Origin of the sequence: Streptomyces sp. CWNU-52B, from assembly GCF_047444975.1 — a bacterium.
Classification (GTDB): domain Bacteria; phylum Actinomycetota; class Actinomycetes; order Streptomycetales; family Streptomycetaceae; genus Streptomyces.
In genome coordinates this window covers 268,346-282,685 of record NZ_JBLFJV010000007.1, presented here as the reverse complement: position 1 = coordinate 282,685, position 14,340 = coordinate 268,346, and the positions used below count along the sequence as shown (strand labels likewise).

13 protein-coding genes are annotated in these 14,340 nt (G+C 72.0%); 12 read left to right on the top strand and 1 reads right to left on the bottom strand.

All coding sequences use genetic code 11. From position 1 onward, the window contains the following. Positions 1-381 precede the first annotated feature (381 nt). The 7 genes from ACLVWQ_RS10755 (at position 382) to kynU (ending at position 7,441) form a co-directional block, all read left to right on the top strand. Positions 382-1,170 carry an aldose 1-epimerase gene (locus tag ACLVWQ_RS10755; protein WP_414108092.1) on the top strand — a complete coding sequence of 263 codons (789 nt, stop codon included), beginning with the start codon at positions 382-384 and terminating at the stop codon, positions 1,168-1,170. Positions 1,171-1,180: 10 nt separating this feature from the next. Further along, entirely contained in the window at positions 1,181-1,732 is a 552-nt protein-coding gene (gene pyrE, locus ACLVWQ_RS10750) for an orotate phosphoribosyltransferase (RefSeq protein WP_414108091.1), read from the top strand. A gap of 135 nt (positions 1,733-1,867) precedes the next feature. Beyond that, on the top strand, positions 1,868-2,890 hold the full coding sequence (gene fbaA / locus ACLVWQ_RS10745; protein WP_414108090.1) for a class II fructose-bisphosphate aldolase: 1,023 nt from the start codon (positions 1,868-1,870) through the stop codon (positions 2,888-2,890). Between the two features lie 235 nt (positions 2,891-3,125). Beyond that, entirely contained in the window at positions 3,126-4,583 is a 1,458-nt protein-coding gene (locus ACLVWQ_RS10740; RefSeq protein ID WP_414108088.1) for an MFS transporter, read from the top strand. 106 nt (positions 4,584-4,689) lie between these two features. After that, positions 4,690-5,103: a DUF3151 domain-containing protein gene (locus ACLVWQ_RS10735; RefSeq protein ID WP_414108087.1), complete on the top strand. Its 414-nt coding sequence runs from the start codon at positions 4,690-4,692 to the stop codon at positions 5,101-5,103. Positions 5,104-5,355: 252 nt separating this feature from the next. After that, positions 5,356-6,201 (top strand): tryptophan 2,3-dioxygenase family protein, encoded by an 846-nt coding sequence (locus tag ACLVWQ_RS10730; RefSeq protein WP_414108086.1) that lies wholly within the window; start codon positions 5,356-5,358, stop codon positions 6,199-6,201. Further along, positions 6,194-7,441 (top strand): kynureninase, encoded by a 1,248-nt coding sequence (gene kynU / locus ACLVWQ_RS10725; protein ID WP_414108085.1) that lies wholly within the window; start codon positions 6,194-6,196, stop codon positions 7,439-7,441. Before ACLVWQ_RS10730 ends, kynU begins: the two co-directional genes overlap by 8 nt. A 252-nt stretch (positions 7,442-7,693) precedes the next feature. Here kynU and ACLVWQ_RS10720 read toward each other — a convergent pair whose 3' ends face one another. Then, complete coding sequence (locus ACLVWQ_RS10720; RefSeq protein ID WP_414108084.1) at positions 7,694-8,302, bottom strand: TetR/AcrR family transcriptional regulator; 609 nt, start codon at positions 8,300-8,302, stop codon at positions 7,694-7,696. A 345-nt stretch (positions 8,303-8,647) separates the two neighbouring features. Here ACLVWQ_RS10720 and ACLVWQ_RS10715 point away from each other — a divergent pair, with 345 nt between their 5' ends. The 5 genes from ACLVWQ_RS10715 (at position 8,648) to ACLVWQ_RS10695 (ending at position 14,297) form a co-directional block, all read left to right on the top strand. After that, a complete protein-coding gene (locus ACLVWQ_RS10715) occupies positions 8,648-9,514 on the top strand; it encodes an alpha/beta hydrolase (protein ID WP_414108083.1) in 867 nt (288 codons plus the stop codon). Positions 9,515-9,850: 336 nt separating this feature from the next. Next, positions 9,851-10,822, top strand: a complete 972-nt coding sequence (locus ACLVWQ_RS10710) for an alpha/beta hydrolase (RefSeq protein ID WP_414108082.1) — start codon at positions 9,851-9,853, stop codon at positions 10,820-10,822. Beyond that, the gene (locus ACLVWQ_RS10705; protein ID WP_414108080.1) at positions 10,815-12,209 is read left to right on the top strand and encodes an acyltransferase family protein; all 1,395 of its coding nucleotides are present in this window, start codon (positions 10,815-10,817) and stop codon (positions 12,207-12,209) included. Before ACLVWQ_RS10710 ends, ACLVWQ_RS10705 begins: the two co-directional genes overlap by 8 nt. Before the next feature lie 10 nt (positions 12,210-12,219). Then, on the top strand, positions 12,220-13,623 hold the full coding sequence (locus ACLVWQ_RS10700) for a sensor histidine kinase (protein ID WP_414108079.1): 1,404 nt from the start codon (positions 12,220-12,222) through the stop codon (positions 13,621-13,623). Then, positions 13,620-14,297 (top strand): response regulator, encoded by a 678-nt coding sequence (locus tag ACLVWQ_RS10695; RefSeq protein WP_414108078.1) that lies wholly within the window; start codon positions 13,620-13,622, stop codon positions 14,295-14,297. The genes ACLVWQ_RS10700 and ACLVWQ_RS10695 overlap by 4 nt, the downstream gene beginning before the upstream one ends. Positions 14,298-14,340: the final 43 nt, after the last annotated feature.

The following is a 14,340-nucleotide window of genomic DNA, read 5'->3' as shown; positions in this document are numbered from 1 at the left end:
CCCCTGGGTTGGTGGGGCGTGGGGTTGTGTTGTTTCTGCGGGCCGGTGGGGGTTGAGCGCGCAGTTCCTCGCGCCCCTGGGTGGGTGGGGCCTGGGGTTGTGTTGTTTCTGCGGGTGGGGCTGGTTGCGTCGTTCTCCGTGGCCCCACGAGAGTGCCCCGAAGGGGCGCGGGGAACTGCGCGCTCAACCCCCGCGGGCCGCGGACGATGACGTACGGGAAGGGGCACCCCCCTTTTTTTCAGGGGCGCGGGGAACTGCGCGCTCAACCCCCGCGGGCCGCGGGCGACGATGTACGGGAAGGGGCACCCCCCCTCCGCCCAGCCGGCCGCAGGCCGCCTGCCGGCGCCCACCACCCCCCGCACACCCCGTAGGGTCTCCCGCGTGAGTAACGACGACATCACCCTGACCGCCGGCGACGCGGAAGCGACCGTGCAGCCGGGCAACGGCGGCCGCATCGGCAGCCTGAGAATCGCCGGCGTCGAACTGCTGCGCCAGGGCGACAAGTTCGGCTGCTTCCCCATGGTCCCCTGGTGCGGTCGCACCCGGGACGGCCACTTCATGAACGGCGCCACCCCCCACCAGCTCCCCCTCAACTCCCCACCGCACGCCATCCACGGCACCGCCCGCGACGCCGCCTGGCGCACGGCCCGTACGAGCGGCGACGAGGCCGTCATCACGTACGACCTCGTCGACCCCTGGCCGTACGCCGGCCGCGTCACCCAGATCGTCACGCTGACCGAGGACTCCCTGACGCTCGCCATGTCCGTGGAGGCGTCCGACGACTCCTTCCCGGCGCAGATCGGCTGGCACCCCTGGTTCAACCGCGACCTCGGCGGCCAGGACGTGCGTGTCGACTTCAGCGCCGCCTGGCAGGAGGAGCGCGGCGACGACCACCTGCCGACCGGCCGCCGTATCGACCCCCTCCCCAGCCCCTGGGACGACTGCTTCGGGATGCCCGACGGCGTCGACGTCACCCTCACCTGGCCCGGCCGGCTGGAGCTGAAGGTGACCAGCCGCGAGGAGTGGGTCGTCGTGTACGACGAGCAGGAGGCCGCGGTGTGCGTGGAACCGCAGACCGGCCCGCCCGACGGGCTCAACACCCTGCCCCGCCTGGTCACCCCCATCGACCCGCTCGAAGCCGCGACCACCTGGACCTGGCGGCGCCTCTAAGCTGGCCCGTATGAGTGACGACGCACGCGGCGAGCTGCTGCAGCAGATCAAGGACAAGGCCGTGGTGCACGGCAAGGTGACCCTCTCCTCCGGCATCGAGGCCGACTACTACGTCGACCTGCGGCGGGTCACGCTGGACGGCGCCGCCGCCCCGCTGGTCGGCCAGGTGCTGCTCGACCTGACAGCGGACCTGGACTTCGACGCGGTCGGCGGCCTCACCATGGGCGCCGACCCGGTGGCCACGGCCCTGCTGCACGCCGCCGCGGCGCGCGGCCGGCACCTCGACGCCTTCGTCGTCCGCAAGGAGGCGAAGGCCCACGGCCTGCAGCGCAGGGTCGAGGGCCCGGAGATCGCGGGCCGCCGCGTACTCGTGGTCGAGGACACCTCGACCACGGGCGGCTCCCCGCTCGCCGCCGTCGAGGCCGTGCGCGAGGCCGGCGCGGAGGTCGTCGGCGTGGCGACCATCGTCGACCGCGCCACCGGAGCCGCGGAGAAGATCCAGCAGGGCGCCGGCGTCCCGTACCTCTTCGCCTACGCCAAGGACGAACTGGGCCTGGCCTGATCGGGTTCTCGTCCGGGCAGCCGGAGCATCCGGCCGAGTCTGGAAAGATGGGGCCGACGACGACGTCACCCCCTAGGTCAGGGCCAGGTCAGGGCCGTAAGCAGAACGCCACCCGCACATCCAAGGAGCGGACAGATGCCCATCGCAACCCCCGAGGTCTACAACGAGATGCTCGACCGGGCGAAGGCAGGCAAGTTCGCCTACCCGGCCATCAATGTGACCTCGACGCAGACCCTGCACGCTGCGCTCCGCGGCTTCGCGGAGGCCGAGAGCGACGGCATCATCCAGATCTCCACGGGCGGTGCGGAGTTCCTGGGCGGCCAGCACAAGAAGGAAATGGTCACCGGTGCCGTGGCCCTGGCCGAGTTCGCGCACATCGTGGCCTCGAAGTACGACGTCACGGTCGCCCTGCACACGGACCACTGCCCGAAGGACAAGCTCGACGGGTACGTACGTCCGCTGCTCGCGGTCTCCGAGGAGCGCGTCAAGGCCGGCCAGAACCCGCTGTTCCAGTCCCACATGTGGGACGGCTCCGCGGAGACCCTCGCCGACAACCTGGCCATCGCCCAGGAGCTGCTGGCCCGCGCCGCCGCCGCGAAGATCATCCTTGAGGTCGAGATCACCCCGACCGGTGGCGAGGAGGACGGTGTCTCGCACGAGATCAACGACTCCCTCTACACCACGGTCGACGACGCGTTCCGTACGGTCGAGGCGCTGGGCCTGGGCGAGAAGGGCCGCTACCTGCTGGCCGCCTCCTTCGGCAACGTGCACGGCGTCTACAAGCCGGGCAACGTCGTCCTGCGCCCCGAACTCCTGAAGGAGCTGAACGAGGGCGTAGCGGCGAAGTACAACAAGCCGTCCCCGTTCGACTTCGTCTTCCACGGCGGCTCCGGCTCCTCCGAGGAGGAGATCCGCACGGCCCTGGAGAACGGCGTCGTGAAGATGAACATCGACACGGACACGCAGTACGCGTTCACGCGCCCGGTCGCCGACCACATGTTCCGCAACTACGACGGCGTCCTGAAGGTCGACGGCGAGGTCGGCAACAAGAAGACGTACGACCCCCGCACCTGGGGCAAGCTCGCCGAGGGCTCGATGGCCGCGCGCGTCACCCAGGCCTGCGGCCACCTGCGTTCCACCGGCACGAAGATCAAGTAGATCAAGTAGATCAAGTAGATCAAGTAGATCAAGTAGATCAAGTAAGCGCCGCTCGGGCCCGGTTTTCCACAGGGAAAGCCGGGCTCCGCCGTATGTCCGTATGCTCCGGAGCATGACCGCCCCACCGCAGGATTCACCGGATTCACCGGATTCACCGGATTCACCGGATTCACGGGATCCGGATTCGCCGGACTCCTCGAATTCCTCGGACTCGCAGGGTTCCCCGGCCGTCCGGATGTCCTCCCCCACGGGGAAGTGGATCCTGCTGACCACGGTGCTCGGTTCGAGCATGGCGATGCTGGACTCGACCGTGGTGAACGTCGCGCTGCCGACGATCGGCCGCGACCTCGACGCGGACCTGGCCGGCCTCCAGTGGACCGTCAACGCCTACATGCTGACCCTCGCGGGCCTCATCCTCCTGGGCGGCGCCCTCGGCGACCGCTTCGGGCGGCGGAAGGTGTTCGTCGTCGGGGTGGTCTGGTTCGCGGCGGCCTCGCTGCTGTGCGGGCTCGCACCGAACGCGGGCGTACTGGTCGCCGCCCGCGCGCTCCAGGGCGTCGGCGGCGCCCTGCTCACGCCCGGCTCGCTCGCGCTGATCCAGGCGTCGTTCCACCCGGACGACCGGGCGCGGGCCGTCGGCCTGTGGTCCGGCTTCGGCGGTATCGGCGCCGCGGTCGGCCCCTTCCTCGGCGGCTGGCTGGTGGACGGCCCCGGCTGGCGCTGGGTCTTCCTCCTCAACGTCCCGCTCGCGCTGCTGTGCGCCCCGATCGCCCTGCGTCACGTACCGGAGTCGAAGGACGGGCGGGTCCACGGCCGCGGCTTCGACGTGCTCGGCGCCGGCCTCGGCGCACTGGCGCTGGCCCTGGTGACGTACGCCCTGATCGAGGCCCCCGGCGGCTCGGTGCCCGTCGTGGCGGTGACGGCCGCCGCCGGTGTCGCGGCGGGGGTCGCCTTCGTGGCCGTGGAGCGCCGGCGGGCCGACCCGATGATGCCGCTGGACATCTTCGCGGCGCGCCAGTTCACCGCGGTCAACGTCGTCACCCTGTGTGTGTACGCGGCCTTCGGCGGGTTCTTCTTCCTCTCCGCGGTCCAGCTCCAGGTCGTGGCCGGCTACTCGGCCCTCGGCGCCGGTACGGCCCTGCTGCCGACGACCGTCCTGATGCTGCTGCTCTCGGCCCGCTCGGGGGAGCTGGCCCAGCGCATCGGACCGCGCCTCCCGCTCACCGCGGGCCCGCTGCTGTGCGCGACCGGGATGCTGCTGATGCTGAGAGTGGGCGAGGACGCCTCGTACGTGGCGGACGTACTGCCCGCCGTCCTGGTGCTCGGCACCGGCATGGTGACGCTGGTGGCGCCCCTCACCGCGACCGTGCTGGCCTCCGTGGACACCGGGCGGGCGGGACTGGCCAGCGGCATCAACAACGCGGCGGCCCGCGCGGCCGGGCTCGTCGCGGTGGCCGCGCTGCCGCTGCTGGCGGGGATGGGCGAGGACGCGTACCGGTCGGCGGACGCCTTCGACGACGCGTTCCGGCGGGCGATGCCGCTGTGCGCGGGCATCCTGGCCGTGGGCGCGCTGGTCGCCTTCACGACCGTGCGCAAGCCGCCGCCCGGCTGTCTGCGCCCGGAATGCCTCACCCACGGCAGCGTGACGGCTCCGCCGCTCGAACCGAACAGATCGAGGGGCCGGCTCACGTAGAAGTGCGCCCTGCTCCGGGGGCCGATCCGGAGACCGGGGCTCGAACGGCACGGCAGGCCCCACCCGCCGAACCCGTGACGGCGGTGGATAGCGCAAACTGGAACCCATGTCGATTCACGAGAACCTTCTCGGGGGACCGCCCCCGACCCACCTGCCCGACGACCCGGAGCCGCGCGAGCTCCTCGCGAACGGCACGCCGCCCGCCGACGTCGCCGCGAACTACCCGACCTCCTCGCTCGCCTGGGCGCAGCTGGCCGACGAGGCGTACGAGCGCGGCAGTGTCGTCGAGTCGTACGCGTACGCCCGTACCGGCTACCACCGGGGCCTGGACTCCCTGCGGCGCGGCGGCTGGAAGGGCCACGGCCCGGTGCCGTGGGAGCACGAGCCGAACCGCGGCTTCCTGCGCGCCCTGCACGGTCTCGCCCGCGCCGCGCAGGCGATCGGCGAGCAGGGGGAGTACGAGCGCTGCGCGCAGTTCCTGAAGGACTCGTCCCCGACGGCGGCCCAGACCCTGGGCTAGGACCAGCCCCTGGGCTAGGCCCAGATCCTGGGCTAGGCCCAGATCCTGGGCTTAGGCCCAGACCCTGGGCTGGTCGACCCCGGGCCGGCCCCTGACGCCGGGCCGCGTGTATGCGCAGGTCCGCCTGGTGTGACCAGGCGGACCTTGCAGTTCTGGGGCACGATTGTGGAGGATGCCCGTGGGGACCGGGGCCCCCGTGTCGGAATTCGGCAGGGGCGGACCGCTACCCGGAGTACACATCAGGAGACAGCGATGTCCCACCAGGCTCAGCCCCCAGAGGCTTCGGAGCCCGAGACTCCGCATCTCGACTTCCAGGGCACGACTCCGTACGAGGACTATGTGCAGGCGGACGTCCTGACCCACCTCCAGCACACCCTCTCCGAGGACCCCGGAGAGATGGTGTTCCTGGTGACGACCCAGGTCATGGAGCTGTGGTTCACCGTCATCGTGCACGAGTGGGAGACCGCGGCGAAGGCGCTGCGCGAGGACCGGGTGCCGGTCGCGGTGGCCGCCCTGAAGAGATCGATACGGGAACTGGAGGCGCTGAACGCCTCCTGGAAGCCCCTCGGCCAGCTCACTCCGGCCCAGTTCAACTCGTACCGCAGCGCTCTCGGTGAGGGCTCCGGATTCCAGTCGGCGATGTACCGGCGGATGGAGTTCCTGCTCGGCGACAAGTCCGCGTCCATGCTCGTGCCGCACCGGGGCGCGCCCCGTGTGCACGCCGAGTTGGAGAAGGCCCTGCACGAACCGAGCCTGTACGACGAGGTGTTGCGGCTGCTCGCGCGGCGCGGGCACGCCGTTCCGCCGTCGGTCGTCCAGCGGGACGTGTCCGGACGCTACGAGCCGTCGCCCGAGGTCGAGGCCGTGTGGACGGAGCTGTACGCGGGCGACGAGAGCTCCGAACTTGCCCGGCTCGGCGAGACGTTGACCGACGTCGCCGAACTGGTCTGGCGCTGGCGCAACGACCACCTGGTCGCCACCCGGCGGGCGATGGGCTCCAAGACGGGCACCGGCGGCTCGGCGGGCGTGGCCTGGCTGGAGAAACGGGCCCGCAAGAACGTGTTCCCGGAGCTGTGGACGGCACGGTCCCATGTCTGAGCGGGCGGAGCGAAAAGAAGGCAGTCCGAACGGCTCGCACGGGTCGTATGCGGAGAAGGCGGCAGGGCTGGACGCCGTGGACGAACTGGGCCCGCTGCGCGCGCGGTTCGTCCTGGACGAAACGGTGTACCTGGACGGGAACTCGCTCGGCGCGCTGCCGAGCGCGGTGCCCGGACGGGTCGAGGACGTCGTGCGCCGGCAGTGGGGTTCGCTGCGGATCAGATCCTGGGACGAGAGCGGCTGGTGGACGGCGCCGGAACGGATCGGCGACCGGATCGCGCCGCTGGTGGGCGCGGCCCCGGGCCAGATCGTCGTCGGCGACTCGACCAGCGTGAATGTGTTCAAGGCGATGGTGGGAGCGGTACGACTCGCGACCGGCGGCGCCAGGTCCGACGACAGGTCGAGGGACGAGATCCTGGTCGACGCGACGACGTTCCCCACGGACGGCTACATCGCCGCGTCGGCGGCCCGGCTGACGGGCTGCACCCTGCGCGCGGTGGCGCCGGACGAGGTGCCGGACGCCCTGAGCGGGCGTACGGCGGCGGTCCTGCTGAACCACGTCGACTACCGCACGGGCCGCCTGCACGACCTGCCGTCCCTGACGGCGGCGATCCGGGCGGCGGGCGCCGTGTCGGTCTGGGACCTGTGCCACAGCGCGGGCGCCCTGCCGGTGGGCCTCGACGAACACGGCGTGGACCTGGCGGTCGGCTGCACGTACAAGTACCTGAACGGTGGCCCCGGTTCACCGGCGTACCTCTACGTCCGCCGGGACCACCAGTCCCGCTTCGACTCCCCGCTGCCGGGCTGGAACTCCCACGCGGACCCCTTCGGCATGACCCCGGACCACACTCCGGCCGAGGGCGCCGTCCGTGGCCGGGTCGGTACCCCCGACATCCTCTCCATGCTGGCGCTGGAGGCGGCTCTGGAGGTCTGGGACGACGTCCCGATCGAGAAGGTCCGCGCCAAGTCCCTCGCCCTGACGGACTTCTTCCTCCAGTGCGTCGAGGCGTACGTCCCCGAGGGTGCCGTGGATTCGGTGACACCGCCGGCCCACGCCGAGCGAGGCAGCCAGGTGGCACTGCGGTGCGCGGACGCGGGCCGGGTGATGCGCCGCCTGATCGACCGAGGCGTGATCGGCGACTTCCGAGAGCCGGACATCCTCCGCTTCGGCTTCACCCCGCTGTACGTGGGCTTCGGGGACGCGGAGAGGGCGGCGAGGGTATTGGGGGAGATGTTCTGAGGGGCGGGGTTTCTTTGGCTTTGAGGGGCGCGGGGAACGGCGCAGTCTTGAGTTTTCAGGGGCGCGGGGAACGGCGCAGTCTTGAGTTTTCAGGGGCGCGGGGAACGGCGCAGTCTTGAGTCTTTAGGGGCGCGGGGAACGGCGCAATCTTTTGGCGGGGGTCTGGGGGCGCAGCCCCCAGGGACGGGACGGGAAGGGGCGGCGGGGGCGAAAAAAGCCCCTGGACCCCCCGGCAGACACAGACCCGCAGACTCACACCCCACCCACGAACACCCCACCCCGCGCAGCGACAACCGCCGCCGCAGCAGCACGCTCCGCAGCAACCCCATCCGGCGCCACCCCCGACGTGAGCAACACGTAATACAGCGGAGCGGAAACCGCCCGCACCACCGCCCCCGCATCAGTCCCCACAGGCAACTCCCCCCGAGCGACCCCCTGCTCGACACAGGGCACCCACTCGGCGACCCGCACCTCGTAGAACCGCCGCAACGCCTCGGCCGTACGCTCGTCACACGCCGCGGCCGCGATCACCGCCCGGAAGAGCGCCCCCTGCCGAGGATCGGCGAGCGTACGGCGTACCAGCGAGGCATTGGCCCGCAGATCGTCGAGCACGGAGCCCGTCTCGGTACGGGGAAGCGACTGCTCGGCCATGTCACCGAGGAGGTCGGCGACCAGTCCGGTGACCGAGCCCCAACGCCGGTACACGGTCGTCTTGCCCACCCCCGCGCGCCGGGCGACATCGGCCAGGTCGAGATGGGCGAACCCCTGCTCGGCCAGCACGTCCCCGGCGGCCTCCAGAACAGCGGCACGGACCCGGGCGGTACGCCCTCCGGGCCGGACGGTACCGGGCTCGGCGGTCATGGCAGGCTCCTTCGCGGACACGGACGGCGGCCAGGCAGTGGCCGATGGCTGGTCGATCGGGGGTCGACCAGTGGCCGACCAGTGGCCGACCGCTGGCCGACCGCTGGCCGACCGGAGTCCGATCAGAGGCCGATCAGAGGCCAGCGTAACGAAACAAAAGGACCATTTACCCCTCACCGAGCGTTACGGCGGTGTGCCGACGCACGTCACCCGCCTGATAGCGTCCCGCCAACGACCCGCGCCCCGGAGCACGTTGGCGAAAGCCTCGGCGACTCCGATGGCTCCAAGGAGCTCACGGGCCGAAGAACGTGAGAACGTACACCGCACCGCTGAGAGGCTCGGAGCATGCCGGACGACGCCCGCGACGCCGCGGAGGAGGAGTCGGCCTTCTCCCATCCGCCCGTCGCTCCCGATGCCACCGCCGCCTACGGCGACCACCCCGACCAGGTCGTCGACTTCTACGCGCCACGCGGCGGCGAGGAGTCGGCCCCGCTCGTCGTCGTCCTGCACGGCGGCGCCTGGCGCGCCCCGTACGACCGGCGGCACGTCACCCCGTTCGCGGACTTCCTGGCCCGGCGGGGCTTCGCCGTGGCCAACGTCGAGTACCGGCGCGGCGGCGTGCTTCCGGCGCAGGGCGGGGTGGGCCCCGTGGCGGGGCGCTGGCCCGACACGTTCGACGACGTGGCGGCCGCGCTGGACGCGCTGCCGCGGCTCGCGCGGGAGGCGCTGCCGAGTGCGGACGCGCGCCGCACGGTGGTCACGGGCCACTCGGCGGGCGGCCAGCTCGCCCTGTGGGCCGCGGCCCGTCATCTGCTGCCGGCCGACGCGCCCTGGTACCTGGAGCGGCCCGCCCCGCTGCGCGGCGTCGTGGCGCTCGCCCCGATCGCCGACTTCGCGGTCGCGGAGAAGCTGGACGTGTGCTCCGGAGCCACCCTTCAACTGCTGGGCGGAGAAGCCAAGTTCGAGGAACGGCAGCCGTACGCCGACCCGGCTCTCCTCCTCCCGACGGGGATCGCCACGACGCTGGTGCAGGGCAGGACGGACGCCGTCGTGCCGCAGGCGGTGGCCGAGGCGTACGCGGAGGCGGCGGCGAAGGCCGGCGAGGTGGTGGGGCTGACGCTCCTGGAGGACGTGGGCCACTTCCCGCTGATCGACCCGGCGGCGGACGCGTGCGCGGTGGTCGTGGAGGAGATCGCCCAACTGGCCTGGTGATACCCGTAATACCTGAGAGCTACGTACCAGGTCAGCTCTCAGGCGGGACGCCGACGACCACCCCGAATTCGTAACTTCCTTCCCAGCGAAGCCCGACAGGCGACGCACCGGACAGGGACAGTCACGGGTACGGGGATGGGGACGGGGCGGGCCATGGCGTGGTGGTGGGGGAGAGCGGTTCCGGCGGTTCCGGCGGTTCCGGCGGCGAGGCTTCAGAAGCCCCCGAGCCCAGAACCGCAGAATCCGACGCCGGGCCGGGCGACGCCGACGCCGGACCGGGCGAGGCAACCGGTTCGTACGGTGCGGCCAGGTCGGGCGGGGTGGGCCGGTCCGGGGGTGCGGTCCAGCTGGGCGGGCCACTACCCGGCGGCGTGGGGCAGGCTGCGGCGCGGACTGCTCGCCGCACTGGTCACGGCCGCCGTGGTCGTCCCGGTCTCCGCCGCGGCGACGCGTCCGGGGATACCGGCTCCGGCCCCGGCCCACATCGGCACGCTCACCGCGACCACCCTGGACAGGGCGTACGCGGCGAACCGTACGAACGCGGCGGAGGCCGCCCGCCTGGCAGCGGACCACGGCGACCACGGCCGCGCGTCCGCCGTCCGTGGCATGGCGGACCCGGCCCGTCACTTCCTCTCCTTCGACGCCCGAGGCTCCGGCCGGGCTGTCGAGGTCCTCGGTGACCTGACGCGGGCCGACCGGCTCGCGGTCCTCGTGCCGGGCTCGGACACCACCCTGGACACCTACGAGCGCTTCCGGGAGGGCGCCGCAGCCCTGCACCACCGGCTCGGAGCCCGCGCCGCGGTCATCGCCTGGCTCGGATACAGGACGCCCGGCACGATCAGCCCCGAGGTCCTCACCATGGGCCGGGCCGAGGAGGCGGCACCGCACCTTCACGCATTCATAGGCGAGTTGAGGACGCTCAACGACCACGCCCGGATCTCCCTGCTCTGCCACTCGTACGGGACAGCCGTGGGAGCCGGGGCGGTGAGCGGTCTCGACGTCTCCGACCTCGTGTTCATCGGCAGCCCCGGCACCGGAGCGGAGTCCGCCGCGGACCTCCGTACGACGGCCCGGGTCTGGGCCGGCCGAGGCGCGGACGACTGGATCGGCGGCGTCCCGCACGCCCAGGCCGATCTCTTCGGTACGACGGTCGGTTTCGGCACGGACCCGGTGTCCGCGGCCTTCGGCGCCCGAGTCTTCGCGGCGGGCGACGGCGGCCACAGCGACTACTACAGGCCGGGCTCGGAGTCCCTGGAGAACCTCGCCCGGATCGTGCTCGGCCGGACGGCGGAGGTGACCCATGCGTGAAGAGATACGCGGACCCGGCGGCGTACGCGGTGTGGGAGTGGGAGCGGGAGCGGGAGCCGGTGCCGGATTCGGTCCGGGTTCGGGTCTCGGTGCCGGATTCGGATTCGGAGCCGGCCTTGTCGCCGCCGCCGAGCGGATCGACGCGGCCACGCCCGAGGGCAGGGACCGCAGCGTCGACGCCCTGCGCGCCTTCGCGATACTCGGCGTGGTGCTGGGCCACTGGCTCGTCACCGCCCTGGTCGCCGACGGCGGCACCCTGCACACGTCGAGCCCGCTGGCGCACATGCCGTGGCTGGCGCCCATCTCGTGGGTCTTCCAGACGCTGGCCGTGTTCTTCCTGGTGGGCGGGCACGTCGCGACCAAGAGCTACGCATCGGCGAGGGCCCGCGGCACGACGTACGGACGATGGCTGGCCACACGGCTCGCGCGCCTCTTCAAGCCGGTGGCGGCGGTGCTCGGGCTGTGGACGGTGGCCGCGGTCGGGCTGCTCGTGACGGGCACGGACCTGGACACCGTCCATGCCCTGCTGAAGCTGGTGCTGTCACCGCTGTGGTTCCTGCTGGTCTTCGCCGGGCTGACGGCGCTGACTCCGCTGGTGACCCGGGTGCACCCGCTGTGGCCACTGGCCGTCGTCCTGCACGTGGATCTCGTCCGGCTGGGGCTCGACGGCCCGTCCTGGCTGGGCTGGCTGGGCTGGGTGAACGTGGCGGCCGGCTGGCTGGTGCCGTTCACCCTGGGGGCGGCCTGGACCCGGGGCGAGCTGACCCGGCGTTCCGGCTGGGTGCTGCTCGTCTCGGGCGCGGCGACGACCGCGGCGCTGGTCGCGTGGGGTGGCTACCCCGCGTCGATGGTCGGGGTTCCCGGCGCCCCGATCTCCAACCTCGACCCGCCGACCCTGGCCGCCGTCGTCTTCGGCACGGCCCAGTGCGGTCTCGCGCTGCTCTTGAGGGAACCACTGCGGCGGGCGATGCGACGGCCCCTGCTCTGGGCGGGCGTGGCCGTCGTCAACCTCTCCGCGATGACCGTCTTTTTGTGGCATCAGACGGCACTGATGTCGGTCACCGCGACCGGTCTTCTCGCCGGCCGGCTCCCCGGCCTGCACACCGTGCCCGACGGCGTCACCTGGGTGGTGTTCCGCCTCGCCTGGCTCCCGGTCCTCGTCGTGGCGCTCCTGGTCTGCTGGGCCGCGTTCCACGGCTATGAGAAGGGCGTTCGTGAGAAGGGGGTCTGTGAGAAGGGAGTCCGTGAGAGGGACGGCCGCGGGGAGAACGGCCGTAGGGAGGAGCTGGGCCGTGCGGAGAAGGGCCGCGAGCAGGGCCCCCGGGTGGTGCGGGCCGGGCGGCGACGACCGGAAAGCGAGAGGGACGGGGCGGTGCGCCATGTCTAGGGTGGTGCGGATGAGCGCGGTGGAGAAATGGCTGAGCCGTGAACTGCGGGTGCTGCGCGACGACCTGTGGACCGGCAGGGTCGATCCGCTTCCCCCCTCGGTGTGGCTGCGCTGGCTGCCGCACGGGGTGGTGGTCCTGGCCGCCGTCGGTGTCGCGATCGTCGAGGTCGGCCTGTTGAACGACAACTACCGCCTGAGCGTGGGCTACAGCCTGGTGCTCTCACTGGCGCAGGCCGCGGCGCCCGTGCTGGCGCTGTGGCGGCCGGTTCCGGCGCTGTGGCTCTCGCTGACGGTCACCGTCGTGGTCGCCGTGGCGACACGGTCCCAGCTGATGGCCGGACAGGCCGACCCGGGCGTCACCTGGCCGTGGGGGCCGGCCGCGATCATCGCGCACGCGCTGGTGCTGTTCCTGCTGGCTCTGCGGGTTCCCGTGCGCGTCGCCGCCCAGGCCCTCGCCCTGACGGCGCTGGCCACGTACCTCACACAGGGGTTCATGGGCGCTTCGGACTACTCCTCGACGGGTGTCTTCGCGGTCACGCTCTTCGCCGGTGTCGCCCTCCTCGGTACCGCCCTGCGCGGCCGCAGGGTGGCGCGCACCCAGCTCGTCGAGCAGGAGTCCCTGACGGCCGAGGAGCGTTCCCGCCGCACCCTCCTGGAGGAGCGCAACCGCATCGCGCGCGAGCTGCACGACGTGGTCGCCCACCACATGTCGGTCATCTCCATCCAGGCCCAGGTCGCCCCGCACCTCGTGGAGAACCCCTCCGACGAGCTGAAGGAGAACCTCGACGGCATCCGGCAGAACGCCCTGGAAGCGCTCACCGAGCTGCGCAGGGTCCTCGGAGTGCTGCGTTCGGAGAACCCCGACGACCCGTACGGGCTCGGCGCGCCCGGCACCGGTGCCGCCCCCCACGCCCCCCAGCCCACCCTCGACCGGCTCGGTGTCCTGGTCGACAACACCCGTGCCGCCGGGCTGACGGTGACCACGGAGATCACCGGCGAGCGGCTCGCGCTGCCGCCCGGTGTGGAGCTGTCCGCGTACCGGATCGTGCAGGAGGCGCTGAGCAACGCGCTGCGGCACGCGCCCGGCTCCGAGGTGCGGGTGGAGCTCACGCACTTCCCGCGCGGCCTGCAGATCCGCGTCGTCAACTCCGCGCCGAGGAGCTCCGCCCCGCCCTCGCCGGGCGCGGGCCACGGTCTGCTCGGGATGCGGGAGCGGGCGATGATGCTCGGTGGCACGCTCATGGCCATGGAGACCTCCTGCGGCGGCTTCACGGTGGCGGCGTTCCTCCCCCGCGCAGGCACCACCATCGACGCCACCGACGCCACCGACGCGACCGACGCCACCGAGGGTGCCGAGGGTGTCTCGTCCGACAACTTCCCAGATCCCACGAACCCCACCGGAGACACCACATGACGAGCGGCGGCAGCATCCGCGTACTCATCGCCGACGACCAGCAGATGGTCCGGCAGGGTTTCACGGTGCTGCTCAACACCCAGCCCGACATCGAGGTGGTCGGCCAGGCGGTGGACGGGCTGGACGCGATCGAGAAGGTCGCCGGACTGGCACCGGACGTCGTCCTGATGGACATCCGCATGCCCGGACTGGGCGGCATCGAGGCCACCCGCCGCATCACCGACGAGACCCCGAAGATCAGAGTGCTGATGCTGACCACCTTCGACCTCGACGAGTACGTGTACGAGGCGCTGCGGGCCGGTGCCTCCGGGTTCCTGCTCAAGGACGCGTCGGCGGACCAACTGGCGGAGGCGGTCAGGATCGTGGCCGCGGGCGACGCGCTGCTCGCGCCCGGGATCACTCGTCGTCTCATCGCCGAGTTCTCCCGGCTGGGCTCCACGCCCCGCGCCCCGCTCAAACAGCGGGTCGGTGAACTGACCGAGCGCGAGACGGAGGTCCTCGCCCTCATCGCGCAGGGCCTGTCGAACGCGGAGATCGCCGAGCGGCTCTTCGTCGCCGAGCAGACGGTGAAGACCCATGTGAGCCGCATCCTGGTCAAGCTCGGGCTGCGGGACCGAACCCAGGCGGCGGTGTTCGCGTACGAGTGCGGACTGGTGCGCCCCACCGGCTACTGACGGCGGGGCAACGGGCAGCAGGGCTCTGACCTGTGAGGCCCTG

What these genes read in the sequence shown, in the direction of transcription:
- ACLVWQ_RS10735 (WP_414108087.1), top strand. Translation starts at nt 4,690, where the DNA reads ATGTCGATTCACGAGAACCTTCTCGGGGGACCGCCCCCGACCCACCTG.
- fbaA (WP_414108090.1), top strand. Translation starts at nt 1,868, where the DNA reads ATGCCCATCGCAACCCCCGAGGTCTACAACGAGATGCTCGACCGGGCG.
- pyrE (WP_414108091.1), top strand. Translation starts at nt 1,181, where the DNA reads ATGAGTGACGACGCACGCGGCGAGCTGCTGCAGCAGATCAAGGACAAG.
- ACLVWQ_RS10720 (WP_414108084.1), bottom strand. Translation starts at nt 8,302, where the DNA reads ATGACCGCCGAGCCCGGTACCGTCCGGCCCGGAGGGCGTACCGCCCGG.
- ACLVWQ_RS10740 (WP_414108088.1), top strand. Translation starts at nt 3,126, where the DNA reads ATGTCCTCCCCCACGGGGAAGTGGATCCTGCTGACCACGGTGCTCGGT.
- ACLVWQ_RS10700 (WP_414108079.1), top strand. Translation starts at nt 12,220, where the DNA reads ATGAGCGCGGTGGAGAAATGGCTGAGCCGTGAACTGCGGGTGCTGCGC.
- ACLVWQ_RS10695 (WP_414108078.1), top strand. Translation starts at nt 13,620, where the DNA reads ATGACGAGCGGCGGCAGCATCCGCGTACTCATCGCCGACGACCAGCAG.
- ACLVWQ_RS10715 (WP_414108083.1), top strand. Translation starts at nt 8,648, where the DNA reads ATGCCGGACGACGCCCGCGACGCCGCGGAGGAGGAGTCGGCCTTCTCC.
- kynU (WP_414108085.1), top strand. Translation starts at nt 6,194, where the DNA reads ATGTCTGAGCGGGCGGAGCGAAAAGAAGGCAGTCCGAACGGCTCGCAC.
- ACLVWQ_RS10730 (WP_414108086.1), top strand. Translation starts at nt 5,356, where the DNA reads ATGTCCCACCAGGCTCAGCCCCCAGAGGCTTCGGAGCCCGAGACTCCG.
- ACLVWQ_RS10705 (WP_414108080.1), top strand. Translation starts at nt 10,815, where the DNA reads ATGCGTGAAGAGATACGCGGACCCGGCGGCGTACGCGGTGTGGGAGTG.